The 21,989-nt window shown below is 42.7% G+C and carries 15 protein-coding genes; 1 reads left to right on the top strand and 14 read right to left on the bottom strand.

Annotated elements, in window-relative coordinates; genetic code table 11:
- The first annotated feature begins 9 nt into the window (after positions 1 to 9).
- Positions 10 to 1,176 (top strand): beta-aspartyl-peptidase, encoded by a 1,167-nt coding sequence (iadA, locus tag B7E06_RS01670; protein ID WP_082232249.1) that lies wholly within the window; start codon positions 10 to 12, stop codon positions 1,174 to 1,176.
- A 96-nt stretch (positions 1,177 to 1,272) separates the two neighbouring features.
- Here iadA and B7E06_RS01665 read toward each other — a convergent pair whose 3' ends face one another.
- The 14 genes from B7E06_RS01665 to pgsB all read right to left on the bottom strand — a co-directional run bounded on the left by B7E06_RS01665 (position 1,273) and on the right by pgsB (position 21,957).
- A complete protein-coding gene (locus B7E06_RS01665; protein ID WP_245807790.1) occupies positions 1,273 to 3,183 on the bottom strand; it encodes a glycoside hydrolase family 13 protein in 1,911 nt (636 codons plus the stop codon).
- Positions 3,184 to 3,215: 32 nt separating this feature from the next.
- Positions 3,216 to 5,654: a glycogen/starch/alpha-glucan phosphorylase gene (locus tag B7E06_RS01660; RefSeq protein ID WP_082232245.1), complete on the bottom strand. Its 2,439-nt coding sequence runs from the start codon at positions 5,652 to 5,654 to the stop codon at positions 3,216 to 3,218.
- Positions 5,655 to 5,679: 25 nt separating this feature from the next.
- Entirely contained in the window at positions 5,680 to 7,110 is a 1,431-nt protein-coding gene (gene glgA, locus B7E06_RS01655) for a glycogen synthase GlgA (protein WP_082232243.1), read from the bottom strand.
- Positions 7,111 to 7,189: 79 nt separating this feature from the next.
- Positions 7,190 to 8,296, bottom strand: a complete 1,107-nt coding sequence (glgD, locus tag B7E06_RS01650) for a glucose-1-phosphate adenylyltransferase subunit GlgD (protein WP_082232241.1) — start codon at positions 8,294 to 8,296, stop codon at positions 7,190 to 7,192.
- A gap of 11 nt (positions 8,297 to 8,307) precedes the next feature.
- Positions 8,308 to 9,477 carry a glucose-1-phosphate adenylyltransferase gene (locus B7E06_RS01645; protein WP_082232239.1) on the bottom strand — a complete coding sequence of 390 codons (1,170 nt, stop codon included), beginning with the start codon at positions 9,475 to 9,477 and terminating at the stop codon, positions 8,308 to 8,310.
- Positions 9,474 to 11,387, bottom strand: a complete 1,914-nt coding sequence (glgB, locus tag B7E06_RS01640) for a 1,4-alpha-glucan branching protein GlgB (RefSeq protein ID WP_082232237.1) — start codon at positions 11,385 to 11,387, stop codon at positions 9,474 to 9,476. The genes B7E06_RS01645 and glgB overlap by 4 nt, the downstream gene beginning before the upstream one ends.
- A 1,285-nt stretch (positions 11,388 to 12,672) precedes the next feature.
- The gene (locus B7E06_RS01635; protein WP_082232235.1) at positions 12,673 to 13,521 is read right to left on the bottom strand and encodes a carbohydrate ABC transporter permease; all 849 of its coding nucleotides are present in this window, start codon (positions 13,519 to 13,521) and stop codon (positions 12,673 to 12,675) included.
- Between the two features lie 16 nt (positions 13,522 to 13,537).
- On the bottom strand, positions 13,538 to 14,431 hold the full coding sequence (locus B7E06_RS01630; protein WP_082232233.1) for a carbohydrate ABC transporter permease: 894 nt from the start codon (positions 14,429 to 14,431) through the stop codon (positions 13,538 to 13,540).
- Between the two features lie 75 nt (positions 14,432 to 14,506).
- Entirely contained in the window at positions 14,507 to 15,799 is a 1,293-nt protein-coding gene (locus B7E06_RS01625) for an ABC transporter substrate-binding protein (protein ID WP_143414542.1), read from the bottom strand.
- Positions 15,800 to 15,934: 135 nt separating this feature from the next.
- On the bottom strand, positions 15,935 to 16,849 hold the full coding sequence (gene murQ / locus B7E06_RS01620; RefSeq protein WP_082232229.1) for an N-acetylmuramic acid 6-phosphate etherase: 915 nt from the start codon (positions 16,847 to 16,849) through the stop codon (positions 15,935 to 15,937).
- A gap of 246 nt (positions 16,850 to 17,095) precedes the next feature.
- A complete protein-coding gene (locus B7E06_RS01615; RefSeq protein WP_082232227.1) occupies positions 17,096 to 18,937 on the bottom strand; it encodes a gamma-glutamyltransferase family protein in 1,842 nt (613 codons plus the stop codon).
- Positions 18,934 to 20,196: a CapA family protein gene (locus tag B7E06_RS01610; RefSeq protein WP_082232225.1), complete on the bottom strand. Its 1,263-nt coding sequence runs from the start codon at positions 20,194 to 20,196 to the stop codon at positions 18,934 to 18,936. The genes B7E06_RS01615 and B7E06_RS01610 overlap by 4 nt, the downstream gene beginning before the upstream one ends.
- A 12-nt stretch (positions 20,197 to 20,208) precedes the next feature.
- Positions 20,209 to 20,658 (bottom strand): poly-gamma-glutamate biosynthesis protein PgsC, encoded by a 450-nt coding sequence (gene pgsC / locus B7E06_RS01605; RefSeq protein ID WP_082232223.1) that lies wholly within the window; start codon positions 20,656 to 20,658, stop codon positions 20,209 to 20,211.
- 21 nt (positions 20,659 to 20,679) lie between these two features.
- Positions 20,680 to 21,957 carry a poly-gamma-glutamate synthase PgsB gene (gene pgsB, locus B7E06_RS01600; protein ID WP_082232221.1) on the bottom strand — a complete coding sequence of 426 codons (1,278 nt, stop codon included), beginning with the start codon at positions 21,955 to 21,957 and terminating at the stop codon, positions 20,680 to 20,682.
- Positions 21,958 to 21,989 lie beyond the last annotated feature (32 nt).

Below are 21,989 nucleotides of genomic sequence, written 5' to 3'. Positions count from 1 at the left end.
GATACTTCTATGTTAAAGCTCATCAAAAAAGTTAAAATTTATAAGCCGGAATATATAGGTATAATGGATATTCTAATTGCTGATCAGCGCATAGCCAGGATCAGTGAACATATAGACATTAATCCCAGCGATTATTTAGAAGTTTTAGATGGAACCGAAAAAATTCTTGTTCCCGGTTTTATTGATGGCCATGTCCATATTGCAGGGGGCGGTGGAGAAGGAGGATTCCATACGCGTACCCCTGAACTTAAACTTACTGATGCTACTCTTAGTGGCGTGACAACGATCGTTGGTGTCATAGGCACTGATGGAACTACTCGGACTATGACTAATTTGATAGCCAAAGCTAGAATGCTTCAAGAAGAAGGAATCTCCTGCTACGCCCATACAGGCTCCTACCAGGTACCCGTGCGCACTCTTACAGGGAAAATAGAAGACGATCTTCTATTCGTTGACTTGTTGATAGGGGCAGGGGAAATCGCCATTGCGGATCACAGGTCTTCACAGCCAAGCATTTCGGAGTTAGCCAGAATTGCTTCCCAGGCACGGATTGGCGGTATGCTCGCCGGCAAAAAAGGAATTGTCAATATTCATATAGGCGACAGTCCATCCCATTTAAAACTTATTGAACGAATTGTAGAAGAGACAGATATACCGATCACTCAATTTTATCCAACACATATTAACCGAACAAAAGAACTTTTTGAAGCTGGCATTCAATTTGCTAAGAAAGGAGGATATGTAGATTTCACGACTAGTACAATTCCTAAATTTTTAGAGGACGGGGAAGTAAAGTGCAGCCGTGCTGTACGGGAAATGCTTAATGCCGGTGTTCCAATCGAGCAGATGACGTTTACCTCTGATGCCCAGGGCAGCCTGCCTGACTTTAATAAGAAAGGAGAACTAATTGGGTTGAAAGTTGGAAAAATAAGTTCTCTGTACGAAGCCTTTCTCGATACCATCAAGTATGGAATTGATATAGCAGATGCCTTAAAGCTGATCACTTCCAACCCTGCTCGTATTCTAGGTCTGCAAAATAAAGGGAAAATTGAGGAAAGTAAGGATGCAGATATGGTGCTATTAGATGAAACTACCCTTGAAATTGATACAGTTATCGCGATGGGACAGATTATGGTTCAACAAAAAAAGCCAATGGTTACAGGTACATTCGAATAAGAAGGCCTTGCTCCTTTAAATTCATGTAAACAGAACTGTTTTTCTCCTTTCTCTAAAACCTTCAAAAGGCCAGCCCATAACGGGCTGGCCTTATTATTAATGCATATGACGCAGAAGCATGGATTCTGAGGGTTGAAGCGATAGAGTGAGTTTGTCGTCTTTTGCTTTAAAAATCCGCTTTTTATTCTCCAGGTGCTGCCATTTCCCCTTGCGTGCAGGCAAGGTAAACTCAATGGATTCGTGGAGATTTCGGTTAAATACGTAAATCAGATGCTCATTCGCTGCTTCATCTCCGAAATAATCTACATTATTATCAATCGAGCGTTCAAATGCATAGATGTCCTGATGAGGGGCGTAAGCATTCCAGCTTCCCGTCCTCAAGGCTTGATGATCCTTTCTCCAGGACCCTATGGTTTTATACCATGAGAGAAGTTCTTCATCTTCTCTTCCCCACGGGTAAGGTTTGCGATTATCCGGATCACTCCCTCCGGTTACTCCCGCTTCATCGCCGTAGTAAAGAGAAGGAACTCCTGGGAAAACATAGAGCCATAGACTAAGAGCTTTTACTTGAGCGTATATCGTTTCTTTGCGCTCTTCCTCTTCCATTTCCTCAGGCAGAAAATTATCAAGCATCGTTAGGACTCTCTCCACATCATGACTGGAGAGCATATTCATAAGCGAGAAAAAGTTCGCCTTTGGGTAATGTTCCTGCAACGTCTTCAGACGTCTATGAATATAGAGAGCATCCACTTCTCCTTGTACAAAACCTAGCATTAAATCACGCAGGGGATAGTTCATTACAGAATCAAGCACCCCGCCAAGGAAGTATTCCCGTCTTTTTCCATGTCCTATTTTGTTAGTAGCATCCTCCCAGACTTCACCGAGGAGCACGCTTGAAGAATTCTTCTGCTTAATTTGCTGATAGATCTGACGGATGATATCATCCGTTAATTCATCGGCTACATCAAGCCGCCAATGGTTTAGTCCGGATTTCTGCCATGTTTTAAGGACGCTGTCTTTGTCATGAATGAGAAAATTCTGAAAACTTTTTTCATCCTTGTTAATCGTCGGCAGTGTACCTACTCCCCACCAGGCTTCATATTCATCTGGAAAGCTATGAAACTGGTACCACGGATAATAAGGAGAGTCTTGTGACTGATAGGCTCCCAGGGAATCATATTCTCCTTTTTGGTTGAAGTAGATACTGTTGCTTCCTGTGTGATTGAATACCCCATCAAGCATAACTTCCATTCCAAGCCCTTCGGCTTTACGAATCAGCTCTTCAAAGTCTTCTTTCGTTCCAAGAAGGGGGTCAATTGAATGGTAATCGCCAGTATCATACCGGTGATTGCTTTCTGCTTCAAAAATAGGATTCAAATATATAACCGTTGTACCCAGGGATTGAATATAATCAAGCTTTTGAATAATGCCCTGAAGTGTTCCTCCAAAAAAATCCCAGCGTACAACTCCTCCGTCTTCATCGCGGATATAGTAGGGATCATTTTCCCAGTGGGAGTGCATGAGGCTTGTTTTCGGCGCCTTGCTTAAATCAGGCGGCCCCTCTCTGTAAAACCTGTCGGGGAATATTTGATACATCGTTGAATGACGCCACCATGACGGTGTATCATAATCGGCATCATAGACTGTAATCTGCCAGGAAGGAGGCACCTGCTCGTAAAGTGTCCCTTCCCCGCTTTCTTCAATATTTACCCTGCCATAATAAAAGCTCTTATCCTTTGTCACAATTTCAAAATAGTACCAAACAAGCTGAGGCTCCTCAGGCATTTCGATTGTAGCTTCAAAAGAATTGTTCTGGTGTTCTTCACTATAGACATCCATTTCGATGGTATGTTCTTTATCAGTTTTATCGTAGATGTAATGAAGCACAACACGCGAAACATTCTGACGGTTCGGCACGTCAATTGTAAGTGTTACATTGGATCCTTTTGGGGCAGCCCCAAAGGGTTCTCTGTATTTTGGGTCGAAACTGTTATGATAAACATCCATCTGCTTCACATGCAGTCCTCCTTCACACTTATTTACTTTAACACCCCGGATGACTCAATATTCCAAATGTCTGTTGCATACTCCTGAATCGTGCGGTCACTTGAAAACTTTCCGGATTTTGCGATGTTAACCAGACTCCGCTTCGTCCACTCTTCCGTCTTCAGATAGTCCCTGCCAATCTGTTCATGTGTAGCCATGTAGCTTGGAAAATCTTTGAGAAGGAAATACTCATCGTTATATGTGATCAAGTGGTCATAGAGATCCTGGAATTCATAGCCGCCTTTTGCAAATGGGCCGTCACCCACCAGGAGATTAACTGCTTTCTTCACGCTTTCCTCCTGCTCATATACTTCATAGGAGCGATACGCGCCATTATTGTAGAATTCCAATACTTCCTCTGAAGTCAGACCAAATGTGTAAATATTCTCATCCCCAACAAGGTCATGAATCTCCACATTCGCCCCATCCATTGTGCCAAGTGTGAGTGCCCCATTCATCATCAGCTTCATATTTCCTGTCCCAGAGGCTTCTTTACCAGCTGTGGAAATTTGTTCACTAACGTCTGTTGCCGGGATAATACGTTCGGCCAGAGAAACGGAATAGTTAGGCATAAACACTACTTTCAAAGTCTTATTCACCGCGGGATCGGCATTCACTACATCGGCTACCGTGTGAATCAGCTTAATGACCTTCTTCGCAAAATGATAGCTTGGCGCTGCTTTGGCCCCAAATATAAAAGTACGAGGAGTTATTGAAAGATTAGGGTTTTCTTTTAATTGATTATATAAGTGCATGATATGAAGCGCGTTAAGAAGCTGGCGCTTATACCCATGCAGACGTTTAATCTGCACATCAAAAATAGAAGTCGGATCTATGTCGATTCCGTGGAAGCTTCTAATAAATTCAGCAAGCTCTTCCTTTTTCTTCAGTTTAATTTGCTTTAATTCATTTAAGAAGGCTGAGCTATTCTGATAGCTCAAAAGGTCCTGCAGACGTTCAGGCTGTGTCTTCCACTGTTCACCAATCGATTCTGTAATTAAATCCGAAAGCGGCCGGTTTGCATGCATAAGCCAGCGCCTGTGAGTAATGCCGTTCGTCTTATTGTTGAACCGCTCCGGGAATGTATCATAAAAGATTTTCATTTCCCGTTTCTTCAAGATCTCTGTATGAAGCTTAGCTACCCCATTGATGCTGTGGCTTCCTACGATGGAAAGGTGTGCCATTTTCACATAACCGTCTGCTATGATCGCAAGGCTGGCAATTCTGTCAAACTCTCCAGGATGCTTTTCCCATAGAGACTGACAGAAGCGTTCGTTAATCTCCTCGATAATCATAAAAACTCTTGGAAGCAGAGAGCGGACCATATCTACAGGCCATACTTCAAGGGCTTCACTCAATGTTGTATGATTTGTATACGAAACCGAAGATTGTGTAATCTCCCAGGCTTCTTCCCATCCGAGTCCCTTATCGTCTAACAGTATCCTCATTAATTCAGGAATGACAAGGGCAGGGTGCGTGTCATTGATATGAAGCGCGGCGTGATTATGAAAATCGCTCCACGGCAATCCTCGACGCTCAAAACGGCGTACGGCATCCTGTACTCCTGCAGAAACAAGGAAATATTCCTGCTTCAAGCGAAGTCTCTTGCCATCTTCATGTGAATCATCAGGGTAAAGAAAGCCCGAGATTTCCTCAAGTGAGCGCTTGTGGTCGAGAAAGTTTTCATAGTTTTCATCACGAGCGGATTTAAGAAGGGTATCCACTTCAGTAGGCTCTGCCGACCATAAACGCAGCGTGTTAACGGTCGTATTGTTATAGCCCGCAACCGGAACATCATACGGCATTGCTCGTACCTGCTCGTAGTTATTCATTTTAAATTCCAGCTTGCCGTCTTTTCCGGCAATCATATCTACTTCTCCGCCAAAGTTAACACTTACGGCTTCTTCCGGCCTTTTGACTTCCCATATATACTCTTTAGAAAGCCAGCCATCAGGAAGTTCTACTTGATAGCCATCGATAATTTTCTGGTCAAACATTCCATACTTATAGCGGATGCCGTATCCATGCCCAGCGATGTTTAAGGAAGCCAGGGAGTCTAGGAAACATGCTGCCAATCGGCCCAATCCTCCATTCCCAAGACCTGCGTCGCATTCCTGCTCTTCAAGGTCGGTGATGGAAAACCCGAGGTCCTTCAGCCCATTTTGAACGGTATCGTACAGCTGCATATTGATAAGATTATTTCCAAGTAAGCGCCCCATGAGGAACTCCATGGAAAAGTAATACACCTGTTTCTCCTGGTTCTCTTCATATTGCTTGTTCGTCTCCAGCCAATTCTTATTAATTTTGTCTGAGAGCAATGAGCCAAGAGCCCGATAGGCATCGTCCTCTGTTGCTGATTCTACTTTTTTCCCTAAGCTTGTTTCGAGTTTTTCAGAAAATAACTGTTTAAATTCCTCTTTACCGCTGAACATACGGTCTCCTCCATTCATTCCCTCACTACTCTAACGTTGCCTCATACAATTCGCTGTACCTGCCTGCAGAGTACTTCCATGGGAACTGGCTTTTTCCCATGTTTTTTACAAGCTGCTTCCAGGCGGCTGGATCATTATATATTTCTACCGCCCGGCGGATTGTAAACAACATGTCGTGAGCGTTATAGTTGGTAAACGAAAATCCGTTGCCTTCTCCAGTCGTTTCATCAAATGGCTGAACAGTATCCGCCAGCCCACCTGTCTCGCGTACAATCGGCGCTGATAAATATCGGAGAGCGATCAGCTGGCCGATTCCGCAAGGCTCAAAGCGTGAAGGCATTAAAAATAAATCACTTGCTGCGTAAATCTGACGGGAGAGGGAGTCACTGAACATAATATTCGCGGACAACTTTGTCGGATACTTGGATTGTGCCCATTGAAACAAATCCTCATACTCTGTTTCCCCTGTCCCTAAAACAACCATCTGTACATCTTCAGTCTCCAGTAATTCACTGATGACTCTTGCCACTAAATCAAAGCCTTTTTGTTCAACAAGACGGGAAACGATCCCAATCATAGGGACATCCTTCCGAACGGGTAAGCCTAACTCCTCTTGAAGCCACATTTTGTTAAGAGATTTTTTCACAAATGAACTGCGATAAGGAAAAGCTAAACTTTGGTCTTTTAAAGGATTGTATGCTTGATCATCGATCCCATTTACAATTCCTGTTAAAATTTCTGAGCGCTCTCTAAGTACTCCATCTAGGTTTTCCCCATAATAAGGTGTTTGAATCTCTTTTGCGTATGTTTCGCTCACTGTTGTGATATGATCCGCGTAATTAAGCCCGCCTTTCATGAAATTAATGTTCCCGAAAAACTCCATCCCCTCAGCTGTCATCATGTTTTCATCAAAGCCAAGCAGATCATAAAGCACAGCATCTGGATAAATTCCCTGATACTTTAAATTATGAATCGTAAAAACGGTTTTCATATCGTGAAAATAAGGATTGTTACCATAATGCGTATGAAGAAGCACAGGAATCAGTCCCGCCTGCCAGTCATGGCAGTGCAGCACATCAGGCTTCCAATCCATTTTCCTTACCATTTCCATAATCGCTTTATTAAAAAATACAAATCGTTCCGCTTCATCGTCATATCCGTACAAATTGGAACGCTTAAAGTAATATTCATTGTCAACAAAGTAAGTAGGAATTCCTTCGTGTTCTATGAATTGCACTCCGCAGTACTGGTTACGCCAGCCAAGTTCGACACCGAACGTATCCAATGTTTCCATTTTCATTTTCCATTCATCATCCATAGTTTCATATTTGGGAAGAACGACACGTACATCGTGTCCCTGCTCCTTTAAAGCGTGAGGCAGGGAACCGAGTACATCGGCTAATCCTCCAGTTTTTACAAAAGGGGTACATTCTGAACCAATCATCAACACGTTCACTAACTTCCACTCCTTTACTCATCAAATAATGAAAAAAGGCTGCTGGACACAGACGTTCAGACAGCCTTTTTTATCCTATTTACATCTTTTTTCGTTTGGCGACGACAAAAGGTTTTTCAGGAGCCCCTATCAAGGTGCGGCCAGGCGAGATTGAACAATCCTTATCTAAAATAACGTTTTCAAGCACAGCATTTTCTTCAATATCACACCTCTGCATAATAATTGAATTCTTTATTACAGCGCCTTTTCCTACCCGGACTCCTCTGAATAAAATACTATCCTCGACCTCTCCATTGATAATACAGCCATTGGCTACCAGGGTATTATTTACGTTAGAAGAAGCCATATATTTAGAAGGAGGCTCATTCTTCACCTTTGTATAGATTGGGGATTCTTCTTTAAATAATTCATCATGATTTTGTTCATTGAGCAGCTCTTTACTATTTCTAAAGTAGCTTTCCACAGAGTTCACTAGTGAATGATTCCCTTTATACTCATACGCATGAATGTTTATGTCAGGCAGCCTGCCCTTAATGCCGTCAAGGAACAAATGAGAGCACCCGTGGGCAATGCAGTTTTCTACAAGATAATGGAGATAATCTTTTGAAAGGATATACATATCCATATAAACATTTGTCCCCTGCTGATCATTGTGAATCGCCATCACTCGGTTGCTGTCATCGAGGGTTAGTTTATGAGAGAGGTTGTACTCTGGATAAAGTTCTTTCACCTTTTTATAGACAACCGTGACATCCGCTCCAGATTGTTTGTGAGATTCCACTACTTCACGGTAATCTATATTACATATATTCTGTGAACCAGAAACGACTACATAATCCGCATACGTGCGGTTAATAAAATCAATGTTGTTATGAAAATGCTGGAGATCTCCCCGTGAAATATCGGTCGGATCATTCCAGTCCGGCGGAAGGATAAATAATCCTCCGCGCTTACGGTCTAAATCCCAGGCTTTCCCCTGTTCTAAGTGGTCCATAAGCGACCGGTACTTTCTTCTCGCAAATACAGCGATAGATTCTATCCGTGAATTGGTCATGTTAGAAATTGTGAAATCTATCAATCGATAACGTCCGGCAAAAGGGACAGCCGCTCCGCAACGAAAGTAAGTTAATTCTTCTAGTAAGTCTTGTTCATGGTCCAAGTTAATAATTCCTGCGATCCGGTCCATACCTTCACCCCTTATTTAATAGTTGCATAGCTTGAAGCCATTACGCTTCCTTCTTCTGCAATTAGTGTAATCGCGCTGTTTGGTGTCTCGTCCCCGATAATAGCACCGTCTTCAATAACACTGCCCTCAGAAATAATCGCGCGGTTAATTTTTGCATTCTTTCCGATCTTTACATTCGGCATAATGACGGAATCCTTCACTTCCGCCCCTTCATCTACACGTACTCCATAAAAAACAACCGATGTATCAATGTTTCCGTAGATGCGGCATCCTTCATTAATAAGAGAATTCTTTATAGTTGCTTTTGATGAAATATACTGGGCCGGCTGATTAGGGTTCTTAGAATAAATACGCCAGTTGTTATCACTTAAATTCAGCTCTGGTTCTTCACGGCCTTCACGTAATAAATCCATATTGGCTTCCCATAAGCTGTCAACTGTTCCGACGTCCTTCCAGTAACCGTCAAACGTATAAGCATTTAGTAATCTGTCGTCCCCAAGGAGGGCAGGAATAATATCTTTACCGAAATCGTGGGAGGAATGCTCATTTTCTTCATCCTCGATCAGGTAGCGTCTTAATACATCCCATTTAAAAATGTAAACACCCATGGACGCCAGATTACTGAGCGGAACCTCAGGCTTCTCATCAAATTCTATAATTCTTCCATTATCATTCGTGTTCATAATGCCAAATCGGCTTGCTTCGTTCCATGGAACTTCAAGAACAGAGATGGTAGCGTCCGCTCCTTTGTTAATATGATCTTCCAGCATATCGTTATAATCCATTTTGTAGATATGATCTCCTGAAAGGATAAGAACGTGTTCAGGATCAAAGCGGTCAAGGAAATCTATATTTCTGTAAATCGCATTTGCGGTACCTGTATACCATCCTCCTCCTTCAGCTTGCATATAAGGGGGAAGCACCGATACACCCCCGTAACTTCTATCCAGATCCCATGATGATCCAATTCCAATATAACTGTTTAAAATGAGGGGTTCATATTGAGTAAGAACACCAACGGTATCGATACCAGAATTCGTGCAGTTACTAAGTGGAAAGTCTATGATTCGGTACTTTCCTCCAAAATAGACGGCAGGTTTGGCAATCTTTTTCGTTAATGATTTTAATCGTGTTCCCTGCCCACCCGCTAAGAGCATAGCTACACATTCTTTACTTTTCATTGTTTGTCCTCCTTTGATGATGTTTTTCGTTTGAGGAAGCTGACGGCAAGTGGAGGAATCGTCATTTCCACATGCTGGCTTTGTTCTTGCCACGATTGTTTAATTGTAGATAATGGGAGGGCGTTGGTCTGACCAGATCCCCCAAAGTGAGTGGCATCACTGTTGAAAATTTCCTCGTATTCTCCTTCTTCAGGAACGCCCACCTTATAATTGTGGTAAACCTCCGGAGTAAAGTTACAGACTACGATAAGCTGATCCGAAGATTTACGGCTGTTTCGGGCGAAGGAAACGATGCTCTGCTCAAAATTATTAGGATCAATCCAGAAGAAACCTTCCTGTTTATGATCCAGCTCCCACAATGCCGGCATATCCTGATAAAATTGATGAAGCTGTTTTGTGTATTCCAGGGTGGAAGCATGTGCTTCATAATCCAGCAGTTCCCAGTCGAGGTCTTCTAAGTCTTTCCACTCATCAAATTGACCGAATTCTGTCCCCATCATGAGCAGCTTCTTCCCTGGATGCGCGTACATAAAAGCAAGAAACGCCCTTAAGTTCGCAAACTTTTTCCAGTAGTCCCCCGGCATTTTATTAAGAAGAGATTTCTTACCATGAACCACTTCATCGTGAGATATCGGCAGGACAAAATTTTCAGAAAACGCATAAAACAGAGAAAATGTAATGAGATGGTGGTGATGCTTTCTGTATATAGGGTCCATCTCAATATACTTGAGCATGTCATTCATCCAGCCCATATTCCATTTGTAATTAAAACCCAGCCCCCCTATGTATGTGGGAGCACTGACCAACGGCCATGATGTAGATTCTTCAGCCATCATTAACACGTGCGGTACTTCTTCAAAAATTGCTTCATTCAGTTTTTTAATAAAAGCAACCGCTTCAAGATTCTCACGGCCCCCATGTTCATTTAAATCCCACTGGCCATCTTCTTTCCCAAAATCGAGATAGAGCATACTGGCGACCGCATCTACTCTCAAGCCATCCAGATGAAATTCTTTCAGCCAATAGATAGCGTTGGAAATTAGAAAGCTTTGGACTTCATTTCGGCCAAAATCAAATGTTAAGGTTCCCCATTGGGGCTTTTCCGCTTTTCTTGGATCCTTGTATTCATACACCGCTTCGCCATCGAACATTCGCAATCCATGTTCGTCTTTGCAAAAGTGGGAGGGAACCCAGTCAAGAATTACGCCAAGTCCATTCTTATGACACTCATCCACGAAATATTTAAAATCATCTGGAGTGCCGTATCTCGAAGTAGGAGCAAAGTAACCCGTCACCTGGTACCCCCAGGAGCGGTCGAAAGGATGCTCACTGATTGGGAGCAATTCAATATGAGTATAGCCAAGCTCCTTCACATACGGAATGACCATTTCGGCGTAATCCCGGTAGTTATAGTACACTTCCTCTTCGATATTCTTCCACGACCCGAGGTGAAGCTCATATATCGAAATAGGAGTTTCATAGATATTTAAGCTTTCCCGTCTCTTCATCCACTGCTTGTCACTCCAATCATATTCAGTCAGAGGGTAAACAACTGAGGCGGTGTTGGGTCTTACTTCACTGGAAAAGCCGTAAGGATCAGCTTTTAATCGAAGATGCCCATGCGGGGTTAATATTTCATATTTGTAAATCGTTCCTTTTTCAAGCTCTGGAATAAACGCTTGCCAGATGCCATTATCATTAACCTTTTTCATGGGGTGTTCCCGGCCGTCCCACTGGTTAAAGTCTCCAACTATACTGACCTGTTTGGCATTCGGCGCCCAAACGGCAAACCGAATCCCTTCTTTCCCATTCTTCTTATGAGGATGGGCTCCAAAGAGCTGATAACTGTATCGAAGATTTCCCTGGTGGAATAAATAAATATCGTGCTCAAATGCTGTTGTGTCTAACACGCCATCACCTCCTGCTTCATTTGCTTATTACTAAGCATAAAAGGTTAGTGTAACGATATCAATTAAATTTTGTTAAAAATATCTGAAAATTATGTCTGGTTTTGTCGAGATATGAATGAAAGCGCTTTATATTACTTTTTTTACCTAATTTGTATTGTCTGAAACCTTTTAATGGAAAAAGGTTTATTAATTTATCAGTCTCTTAGAATTTTTCTATTTCGGAAGATCTTTTTTTACTAATCAAAAAAATTCATTTATTCCCACTTAAATCTATCACTAAGCTCTCTCTGCATAATCCTTACAACGATTTCGTACAGAGCAGAAACTGTTCCGTTTATCATGTTTAGATAAATGCGGCTGGGAAATAACTCGCTTTCCGCGGGGAGCCGGGGAGCTATTTCGTTGCACTCGCAGATCTCACCATGGTTCTTCTCCCTGTAGGAGCCTCGTTATTGCTTCATTTTCTTCTCAATGGCGAAAGAGAAAGAGCTGTTCTGTTTATCAAGTACGGAGAAAAGCGGCTGGGAAATAGCTCGCTTTCCGCGGGGAGCTGGTGAGCTAGCTCGTTGCACTCGCGGATCTCACCCTAGCTCTATCTCCCTGCAGGAGTCTCGCCATTTCCCAGCCTCTTTACCAGTGATGGTGTAAACAGACCATTGTATCTAGAGGAAAATCCTCTCTCTAGTTTTCTTACCTTGATGTTCCGTTACTCTAAGAAAACATAAAGGGCCGGGGGAAACGGCGAGACTCCTATGGGAGGATAGAACAGGGGGAGATACCGGAGGGTTAAATCCCGAGGAAGCTCACCGTTCGCCCATGGAAAGCGAGTTGTTTCCCCTGGCCTGCTTCTCTTTATCAAGGTAAACGGAACAAAGGAATCCAATTCAACTTTCTATGGAATATGTTCTCGCTATTCCAATGTATTTTTACTATAAACACAAAGGGCCGGGGAAAGTGGAGAGGCTCCTATGGTAGGGAAGAATAGGGTGAGATCCCGGAAGGCTTTCCCTGAGAAAGTTCAGTGTTCGCCCATGGAAAGCGAGTCTTTCCCCAGGCCCGGTTCTCTCTACCATGTTAAACGGAACCATTTGCCCTTTAGTGAGAAACAAAGTACCCTCCATGGAAAACAATGATCAGGGCTCGTTCCGAAATATTCTAACCGGAGGAAGCCGTTTCCCAAGGCCCGGTTCTCTCTACCACGTTAAACAGGACAATCTATTTAAAGCAAAAAAAAGAAAGCCAAAATCGGCTTTCTATCAGCAGGGTGGTATAGAAGTTTTCCATATTAACCTTTAATTGCCCCTTCCGTCATTCCTTTAGCAATCCGCTGCTGGAAAATGGCGTATAAGATAATAACAGGTACGATCGCAATAACAAGACTGGCAAAAAGCGTTCCCCAGGCATTTGTATACTGGGCTTCATTGCTGATATAGTCGATGGCTAAAGCGAGCGTATAATTTTCTTCTGTCTGCAGGAAGATAAGAGCCATAAAATATTCATTCCAAAACTGAATAGCATTCATAATTGTAACTGTAATAATCCCTGACATAGATAAAGGTGTAATAATCTTTAAAAGAATGCCATATGGGGAAAGGCCATCCATTGACGCGGACTCCTCCAGTGATTTTGGAATAGTCCCCATAAAGCTAGTAAGCACAAAAATGGTAAAGGGCAGCTGACTGACTGCATAAACAATGGCCAAACCGTAAATATTATTCAGCAGGTTAATCTGCTGAAGCAAGAAAAATAAAGGGATCCATCCGAGCACCATAGGAATCATCATCGCCGACACATAGATGATAAAGAGAATGTGACTCCCTTTAAATCGGACTCTTTCTATTGCATAGGCCGTTGGAATGGCCATCATTAAAGTTAGAACAGCTCCAAGCACAGTGACGATCAAGCTGTTAAAAACGCTCGTATCGATATTAAAATCGGACCAGGCCTGAATAAAGTTATCGAGCTTGAATTCTGCCGGCAGCCCCCATGGGTTAGCATAAATTTCACCATTGGATTTAAATGAACCAATAAACATCCATAGAATCGGATATAAAACAGCAATTGACCAAAGGATGAGCGGGATTCGTATTCCTGCTCTGCCAAGTATTTGACTGACACTTCTTTTCTTATGCACAGGTTTTCCCTCCTTCCTAATATTCCACACGCTCACGTCTCATAAAGAATTGAAGAATGAGAACAGTGATTAATGAAAAAATGAGAATCATTACTCCAATTGTTGCACCATAGCCGAAGTTATATTGCTTAAACGCCTGCTGGTACAAGTAGGAGCCCATGACATGAGTGGAGTTATTAGGTCCGCCGCCAGTCATAACCTGGACGATTATAAATGAGCCATTAAGTGTAGTGATGACAATATATAGAATAGAGATTTTAATTTGCGGCCAGACGAGCGGCAATGTAACCTTCCAAAACTGCTGCCATTCATTCGCACCGTCAATTTCCGCCGCTTCATAATAACTTTTTGATACGTTAGCAATGCCGCCCATCAGCATCAGCATAAACAAGCCAATTCCTGCCCACACAGATGGCAGCACTAGACTTGGCAGGGCCCAATCTTCGCTTCCAAGCCAGGGGCGGGTCCAGCTTTCAAGTCCAATTGCTTCAAGACCAGAGTTAATTAATCCAAGGCTCGGGTTATAAATAAAGGCCCATAAAATACCGATAACCACTACAGACATGATATTGGGAAAGAAGAAGATAATCCGATAAAACGGAGCTTCTTTTATCTTCAGCTGTGTTAAAGCTACGGCAAAGAAAAGAGCCAGTATCATGATCCCTACAACCTTTGTGATGACTAAAAAGTAATCGTGGTAGATTGTGCGGGGAATTATACTGTCATTGAACAGCCTTATGTAGTTGTCAAATCCAACGAAGATTTTAGCTTGCGAGGCACCTGACCAATCAAAGAATGAAGAATATAATCCATTAAATAATGGATAGAGAGTAAAGATTGAAAACATAATGAATGTCGGAATTAAACAAAAGGCTAAAAACGTATATTTTTGTTTCTTAGACTGTACCACCCAATCACTCTTTCTTTATGAAATAAGATATGGAATATAAAGGCGCTGCCTCTATATTCCATATCCATCAGTCACCTAGTTGCTGTTACGGTATTGTTCTGCGGCTTTCTCTGCTTCTTCCGTAAATTCTTCAGCGCTAATATTTCCAAGCATTAAGGATACAAGTGCATTACTGATCGGCTCTTCCAGATCTGCACTCATTGGGTGAGGCTTATTATTCAGCTGAACTTTCTCAGGATCGTTGATCATTTCGTTTGCTTCAATCAAGTACTCTGGTACTCCTTCACTTTCTGCAAGATCCACACCATTTAAGTTCATAATGGCTCCGGTATGCTCAGAGAATGATTTTGCATATTCTCTTGTGAATACGAACTCCACGAAAGCTTTTGCAGCTTCAGGGTTTTCTGCTCCTTCCGCAATTGCCAGCGGACGCAGGTCAGGGACGATAGAGAACGGCTCGCCCTCGTTCTGCATTGGAGAAGGAATAAAACCAAATGTAAAGTCTTCAGGCACATCATTCTTCATTTCATTTGGAAGCCAGAATCCTACTGGGATAAAAGCATTTTTTCCGAGCAGGAAGTCCATTTGAGACTGGGTATGGTTCAGTGCGCCAAATCCATCATCAATGTATCCCGCTTTCTGCATGTCTTCTACTTTTTTCATAACTTCAAGGACTGGCTCACTCGTCCATGCACCTTCAGCTCCTGTAATAACATCTGTAAGAAGCTCATCCCCTCCAGCTGCGCCAAACGCCGGATATAATACACCTCTTAAGAAATAATAAGGATGCTGACCTGTTGTAACAAAAGGTGCGATATCTTCACCTTTCTGAATCTCGCCCATCGTACTCATAAAGCTGTCAAAGTCTGATGGAACTTCATAACCCTTATCTTCAAACATGGCTTTGTTGTACCATGTGCCCCACGTATCAAACACTAAAGGAAGGGAGTAAATGTCACCATCATAAGTAGCTGGTTCTACGAGAAAACTATCCATAAGAGGGTCGCCTTCGACTTCCAGTTCTTTCACCCAATCGGTTAAGTTCATTAACTGACCGTCTTCCACCATTTGCGTTTCACTCGAGCCTGCTCCATCGATATAAACAACATCAGGCGGATCGCCGGAGACCCAGCGCGATCTCATTTCCTCATTAATATTAGGTCCTGCATGTTCCACGACGGATACATCAGGATACTCTTTCTGAAAGTCTGCAATGACTTCTTTCCACCAGGAATCGCCGTAACCACCGACAAAGTATTGCAGTTCAAGCTCCCCGGAGACTCCTCCTTCTCCAGACCCTTCGGATGAACCTCCTTCACCTTCAGAAGAGGATTCATTGGATGAACAGCCCACGACAAGAATCAACATTAATAATCCTGTCCATAATAAAGCCTTTGGCCCTTGAAACAGCTTCTTCAAAATACTTCCCCCTTTTAAATAATTGTTAAGTATATGAAACGCATCAATAGCTGAAAAAGGAGCTGCTGATGTAGTTTCTGAAGTTTACGTGCGCTGCTGATTTACTATTTTAGCGATTGCTTCTCTTACATAGCCCTTTGCTTCTTTAATCGCCTGCTCGGCTTTCTCACAGCTTGCCCCTGTTTCAATCATGACTACAGCCGGCTTTACCTCATGATTTGTTTGCTTAAGGGCATTCTCTGCTTGTTCATAACTTGCATTGGTAATCTCCATGATCGTATGTTTAGCCCGTTCCATCAGCTTGTAATTACTGGCGTGAACATCGACCATTAGATTTTCATGAACTTTTCCAAGCTGAACCATTGTAGTCGTGCTGATCATGTTTAGGATCATCTTATGGGCAGTTGCTGCTTTCATCCTTGTAGAACCTGTCAGCACCTCCGGCCCCACCACTACTTCGATATCGCAATCCGCATACTGGCTGATCAGTGAATTTTCATTACATGAAAGTGAAATAGCGTACGCTCCGATCTTTTTAGCGTATTTTAAGGCACCGATTGGATATGGTGTCCGCCCGCTGGCTGTAATCCCAATGACTACATCTCCAGCCTTAAGATCACGTTGTTTCAGGTCAGCAGCACCCTGTTCCTCATTATCCTCAGATCCTTCTGCCGCGTTGAAAAAGGCGTCACTTCCACCGGCCATTACGGCCTGAACCATGCCTGGAGGTGTCATAAAAGTGGGAGGGCATTCTGAAGCATCCAGCACTCCCAATCTTCCACTAGTACCGGCTCCTACATAAAACAGCCGTCCTCCCGCAGATAGAGATTCATAGATTTTCTCTATTGATTTATTAAGTTTTGGAAGAACGGTTTCTACGGCCTGGGCTACTTTTTTGTCTTCATTGTTGATCGTATGTAAGGCTTCCATTATTGTCATTTTATCCAGGCTGTAACTATTTTTGTTTCTTTGCTCTGTTGTTAATTTCGATAACTCCATGCGCCCGATCTTCTCCTTACCTTTAATATCTATGGTTGGTTTTATATATTGAAGATAATGGTTCTCTATGTAAACGCTTTAATATAGTATTGTAAAAATTGCGACAATTATGAAGGTATCTTTATCATATTTCCTTTGAATTATTTTGTCAATAATATGTTTCATATTTAGAAATTTTATTTCACTAAATATGGTTTGTATATAGAAAAAAAGACTGCCGAGCTAACGCTCAACAGTCTTTCCTTTTTATTCTTCTGTTTCATCTTCTACAAGGCCATCCTGGTCGGCAATCTGCCATGTCCCAAGACGTCTGCGGTCACCGCCGCCGTACATTTCTTTCGTATTTCCTTCTGTTCGAATACCGAGACCTTGAACCCCTCCATAGTAGAGCGGAGAGTTATGTTCAATTACTGAATAATTCAGTTCATTTCGCAAAATATCCACTGATTCAGGGGCGATCATATTTTCTAAATGAACAACATTATCTTCGGTATAGAAGCGTGATCTCATAATTGCATCCTGAAGTGACAGCTTTTCATTATCTTCGGTTAGACCATATTCATACTGAAGGATCGTTTGGAACAGCATTGCCGGGATTCTGGAACCTCCTGGAGATCCAAGTCCCAACACAGCTTCTCCATTTTCTTCAAATATCATTGGTGAAACAAAGGAACGCGGACGTTTCCCCGGCTGATATTCGTTCATCGATCCTTCTGCGGTATCGAAGTTATTCAGCTGATTATTCCAGAAGAAGCCGTTAGAATAGCGGCCTGAACCGAAAAACTCTCCTAATGAGTTTGTCGCAGATGCCATCATGCCGTCTTTATCTACAACTACAAAGTGTGTCGTGTTTCGAGAATCTTTGAAGTCATTTGGACTGCTGAACCAATCGTTAGAGCTGGTCAATCCGTCTCCATTCTGGAACTCTTCCTGGAAAAGACTGTCCACATAGGCATCAGAGGTCAATTTCTGCTGATCGACATCTACAAACTGAGGATCACCCAGTGTCTTGACTCGATCTGAGTAGACCGCGTCTGACATTTTGTTGATCAAATGGATGTAAATAGGCCTCCATTGAGGATTATTTATTAAATCCTCCATATTTTCCGGAGTCCCATTTTGTAAAAATTCTGGGAGCTGGCCATTTTGATCAGCAAATTCCTGGTTTATGACCTCGTCCAGATTTCCTTCTAAATCCTCTATCATTTTTAACGCCTGGATGACGATAATACCTGATGTCGGTGAAGATCCAGCATATACTTTCTGTCCTTTAAACGTTCCGGAGGGGGCTTCTCGTTTGGCTACCTCATAGGAAGCCAGGTCTCCTTCCTGCAGACCAAGTTCAGCTGTCAATTGTGCACCGAGCTCCCCACCGTAGAAGCCGTCCGCTCCCTGCTGCTGAATGACCTTTAAGGTATCAGCTAACTCCTGTTGAACGAGTGTTTCATTCATCGCAATTGGCTGACCCTGCGGATAATACAATTCCTGTTGTGCTGGAGGCATATCCAGATAACGGTTTGAGCTCTGAATCTGCTCATTAAAAATCCGTCCAACGGCGAACCCTTCTTCACCGTAAGTAACCGCCTGATCCAGCAAGCTTTCCCACTTTACATTTTCGCCATAGTCTTCATAGAGAGCTTCCATTCCTTTTACAAAACCAGGAATGGCCACTCCCCGTTCGGGCCAGGATCCGCTCACTGGAGCTGCCTCACGGTAATCATATGTCATGGCTTGTTTTCCTGGTTCATGAACAATCATCTGTCCGCCTCCGCCGATTCCTGACCCATAAGGTTCAACTACACCTAATGTAAAGGAAACTGCAATCGCGGCTTCTGCAGCATTTCCGCCATTATTTAGTACTTCCATTCCTGCTTCAACAGCAAGAGGGTGAAGGGCACTTACCCCGTAGACGAATGCATTATCATCCTCTGTGTCTACTTGAATCGTATCAGAGGTCTGCTGGTCCTGATAAGGCTCGCGAAAAGCATCAAATTCATCTTCGAAATAATAGTTCCACGCTACCAGGCCGATAAAAACTATGATAGCGGTAATGTTAGTAATTCTTAAATAAACTTTGTAATTTTTCATGAAGCAGACCCCCCGTAATCAAGTACGCCTGCTTTCTCTACATCAATTTTTAAGCGGCCGTCTTCCACACGCCACAGATCTCTATCTATTTCTTTGCGGAGCGTGCGGTATATTCTGTAATCACGATATGGTTTTAAAATTCCTGATGTCTCTCTCGGTCTTGTATCTGAAATCTGCATTGGAACAAACGATAAATCGACACTTCCATCGTCAAGGAAATCAAGCTGTGCCAATGTTGATTCTTTCGTCCGTGACCATCCCTGGTCAAAAACAAAATTCCCTAAACTGTTCATCACAAGAGACTTATTATTTGCTGTTTCTACAATACTTACCGGCTCAAGAACGTGGGAGTGGTGTCCAATAATAATATCAGCGCCTATGTCTGTCATCAGCCAGGCTAAATTCTCCTGCTCACGGCTGGAGCCCACCTGATATTCTTCTCCCCAGTGACTGTGAACAATAACGATATCAGCCTGTTCTTTCGCTTCTCTAATTCTATCCTGGAGGACATTTAATCCATCATTCGTCAATACGCCGCCTACATAATCACCGGCACTGTATCCACTAACATAGACATCCGTAAATCCCAGGATAGCGGCTTTATAGTTCTCATTAATATCAAAATATTTGATTTCACCAGCATCCTTAACATCTTCCAGGTGCTCAGGATTTTCTACATCACCCCGGGCCTCCCCGGAATCGAGTACTTCCCCAATCCCCAGCAAATCAAGATCAACGGTCTCCATGTGCTTTAACGTTTCCGTTAAAGAGAGGTTTCCATAATCCATCGCATGGTTGTTCGCCATGTTAACGGAATTAAAGCCGGCATCCACAATTGCCTGCTCTGCTCCTTTATTTGAATAGAGATGAATGTTTTTATTATGAAGCTCATAATCTTCCATCTGGCTTTCTATTTCCGGGTTCTCTGCATCTATAATAGGTGATTCAAAGTTTCCCGTTGAATAATCAGATTCCTGAAAATATGGTGTTACATAGTCAAAAACACGACCGATTGATTCACCGCTTCTGTCAGCTGCTTCCTGAACGTGCCGCCCGAGCATCATGTCCCCAACCATAGAGACACGGTAATCTACATTGTCAGGTCTCGTATTAGAAGGCGGCTCGACTTCATCAATTTTCCCATGGGCAAAAAAAGGAATGGCCAAAAGCACCGCTAGAATAATAGAATGCGGTAAAGCTCTCTGCCGGTGTTTTTTAACCCACACCTGCATAAATGACTTTAATTTTGATTCTTTCATAAATAAACTCCCCTAGATCAAGTGATAGACCGTAATACAAACAAAGGTAAAGAAGGCAATCACGAAAGTAGAACTAAACGTAGGAATGACACCCTGCTTTTGAATGGAGTTGGCAATCAATCCTGGCACGATAACTCCAATCCCCCTGAGTTCCATTACCGGAAACGGGGTTAGTGGGTAGAGATAGTCCATAGACATCTTTAACAGTACGCCTACTGTCAGCATAGCAGCAAACTTTCTCCGTCCGTATAAAACTGTAAACCTTGAAAGCACCTGCGTCACCAGCAAATATGTAATTACACTGATTAAAGCTACGACAAGCACATACATGACCTGGTCAAAAATTAAGGCAATATACCCGGGGACAACTAGTCCTGCCGGGACAATGCCTGTTTTTTCTGCATATAATAAACTTAGTAAAACCCCTATGACAATGGCTATATATAAATCCGTACCGAACACTGTACGTCCAACCCCTTTATTCTAATACTTATTGGCCTGGAAGCTGTTCTTAGCTCCAGTGGCAGAGTAAGAGTATTTCTCTTCTTTCTCTTCCTCTATGAATACTTCTTTGATTTGAGCAGGCGAGCTTTCTCTTGCTTCTATGGCTTCTGCCAGCTCATCCCCGCCTCCATGAATGTTTCCAATACCATAAATGACGGCATGAGGAGGCAAGCCTTCAATGTAATCCAAGGCTTCTTCTACTGGCTGCTTCTCCAGATTCACCATATATTTTGTTAAAATCTTTCCTTCATCATAAGCCGTTAAAATCGGATGAACTTCTCGTCCGATTAAAACAAGACGATCTATATCCATTTTCGGCAGTACTTTTTCAGCAAATTCGATGGTTCTCTCTACACGGTCATGACGACAGTTTACAACAACCGTGACGTCTTCCGTTGGGTAACCTAATTCTTTAATCCTATTCCAGATATTAAGAGTTGAAGTCACATCATTAGCCGCAAATCCATTGAAAAAGTATTTCGGAGCATGTGGATCGCCTAAATGGTGAACCCTCATCGCTCCGGGATCAACAGGTGCTGTGAGCATACCCTGCATGGCCGTGTCTCGATCTATCCCTAATATGTCAGCTACAGCTAATGCCAATGCAGCATTCTGAGGAAAGATCATAAACGGGAACTTCTTCAAATACTCTTCATCTATCAAGCTTTCATCAGCCACCACCACTTGACTGCCCCGCTTTTTCGCAATCTTTTCAAAGTAAGATTGGTAGGGTGTTTCTGGTATAACTACATATCCATCGTACGGAATGGTAGAACTAAACGCTTTAGCAATATCATCTAATGTAGGACCCATAACATCGAGATGATCTTCTATCACATTTGCAATAATAGTAATATTTGATTTGACAAGTCTTTCCTGAAATACTTCCTGGTATGTAGGATTTACCGCCATACACTCACTCACAAAAGCGTCGGCTCTCTTCCTTACAACCTTCTTGACCATATGCATCTGCTCGCTGATGTTCGGACCTTGAAGACTTCTAACAATAGGCTCTTCTTCTTCCTTATCCCAATAAAACATACGGGCAGAAGTTCCGGTCGTCTTACCAACTACTCTATCACCGTTCTCTTTTAAAATCCCCATTACGAGTCTGGTAACCGTTGATTTCCCTCGAATACCGTTCACTAGAATCCGGGTGGGAATCCTTTTTAACCGGCGGTCCAATGACTGTCTCTCCCGAAGCCCGAAAACAATGACCAAAACCGCAAAGATCATCAGATATACTAATTCACTCATAGAACTTTCCTCCCAGATAAAGATGAGCTGTC

Origin of the sequence: Halobacillus massiliensis (assembly GCF_900166625.1) — a bacterium.
Classification (GTDB): Bacteria; Bacillota; Bacilli; order Bacillales; family Halobacillaceae; genus Halobacillus_A; species Halobacillus_A massiliensis.
Note: the sequence above shows the minus strand (reverse complement) of the source record. Positions and strands in the feature narration are given on the sequence as shown.

Coding starts and splice junctions, on each gene's coding strand:
- B7E06_RS01645 (WP_082232239.1), bottom strand. CDS start 9,477: ATGAAAAGTAAAGAATGTGTAGCTATGCTCTTAGCGGGTGGGCAGGGA.
- B7E06_RS01625 (WP_143414542.1), bottom strand. CDS start 15,799: ATGTTGATTCTTGTCGTGGGCTGTTCATCCAATGAATCCTCTTCTGAA.
- B7E06_RS01665 (WP_245807790.1), bottom strand. CDS start 3,183: ATGGATGTTTATCATAACAGTTTCGACCCAAAATACAGAGAACCCTTT.
- glgD (WP_082232241.1), bottom strand. CDS start 8,296: ATGGACCGGATCGCAGGAATTATTAACTTGGACCATGAACAAGACTTA.
- murQ (WP_082232229.1), bottom strand. CDS start 16,849: ATGGAGTTATCGAAATTAACAACAGAGCAAAGAAACAAAAATAGTTAC.
- pgsB (WP_082232221.1), bottom strand. CDS start 21,957: ATGAGTGAATTAGTATATCTGATGATCTTTGCGGTTTTGGTCATTGTT.
- iadA (WP_082232249.1), top strand. CDS start 10: ATGTTAAAGCTCATCAAAAAAGTTAAAATTTATAAGCCGGAATATATA.
- B7E06_RS01660 (WP_082232245.1), bottom strand. CDS start 5,654: ATGTTCAGCGGTAAAGAGGAATTTAAACAGTTATTTTCTGAAAAACTC.
- B7E06_RS01615 (WP_082232227.1), bottom strand. CDS start 18,937: ATGAAAAATTACAAAGTTTATTTAAGAATTACTAACATTACCGCTATC.
- B7E06_RS01610 (WP_082232225.1), bottom strand. CDS start 20,196: ATGAAAGAATCAAAATTAAAGTCATTTATGCAGGTGTGGGTTAAAAAA.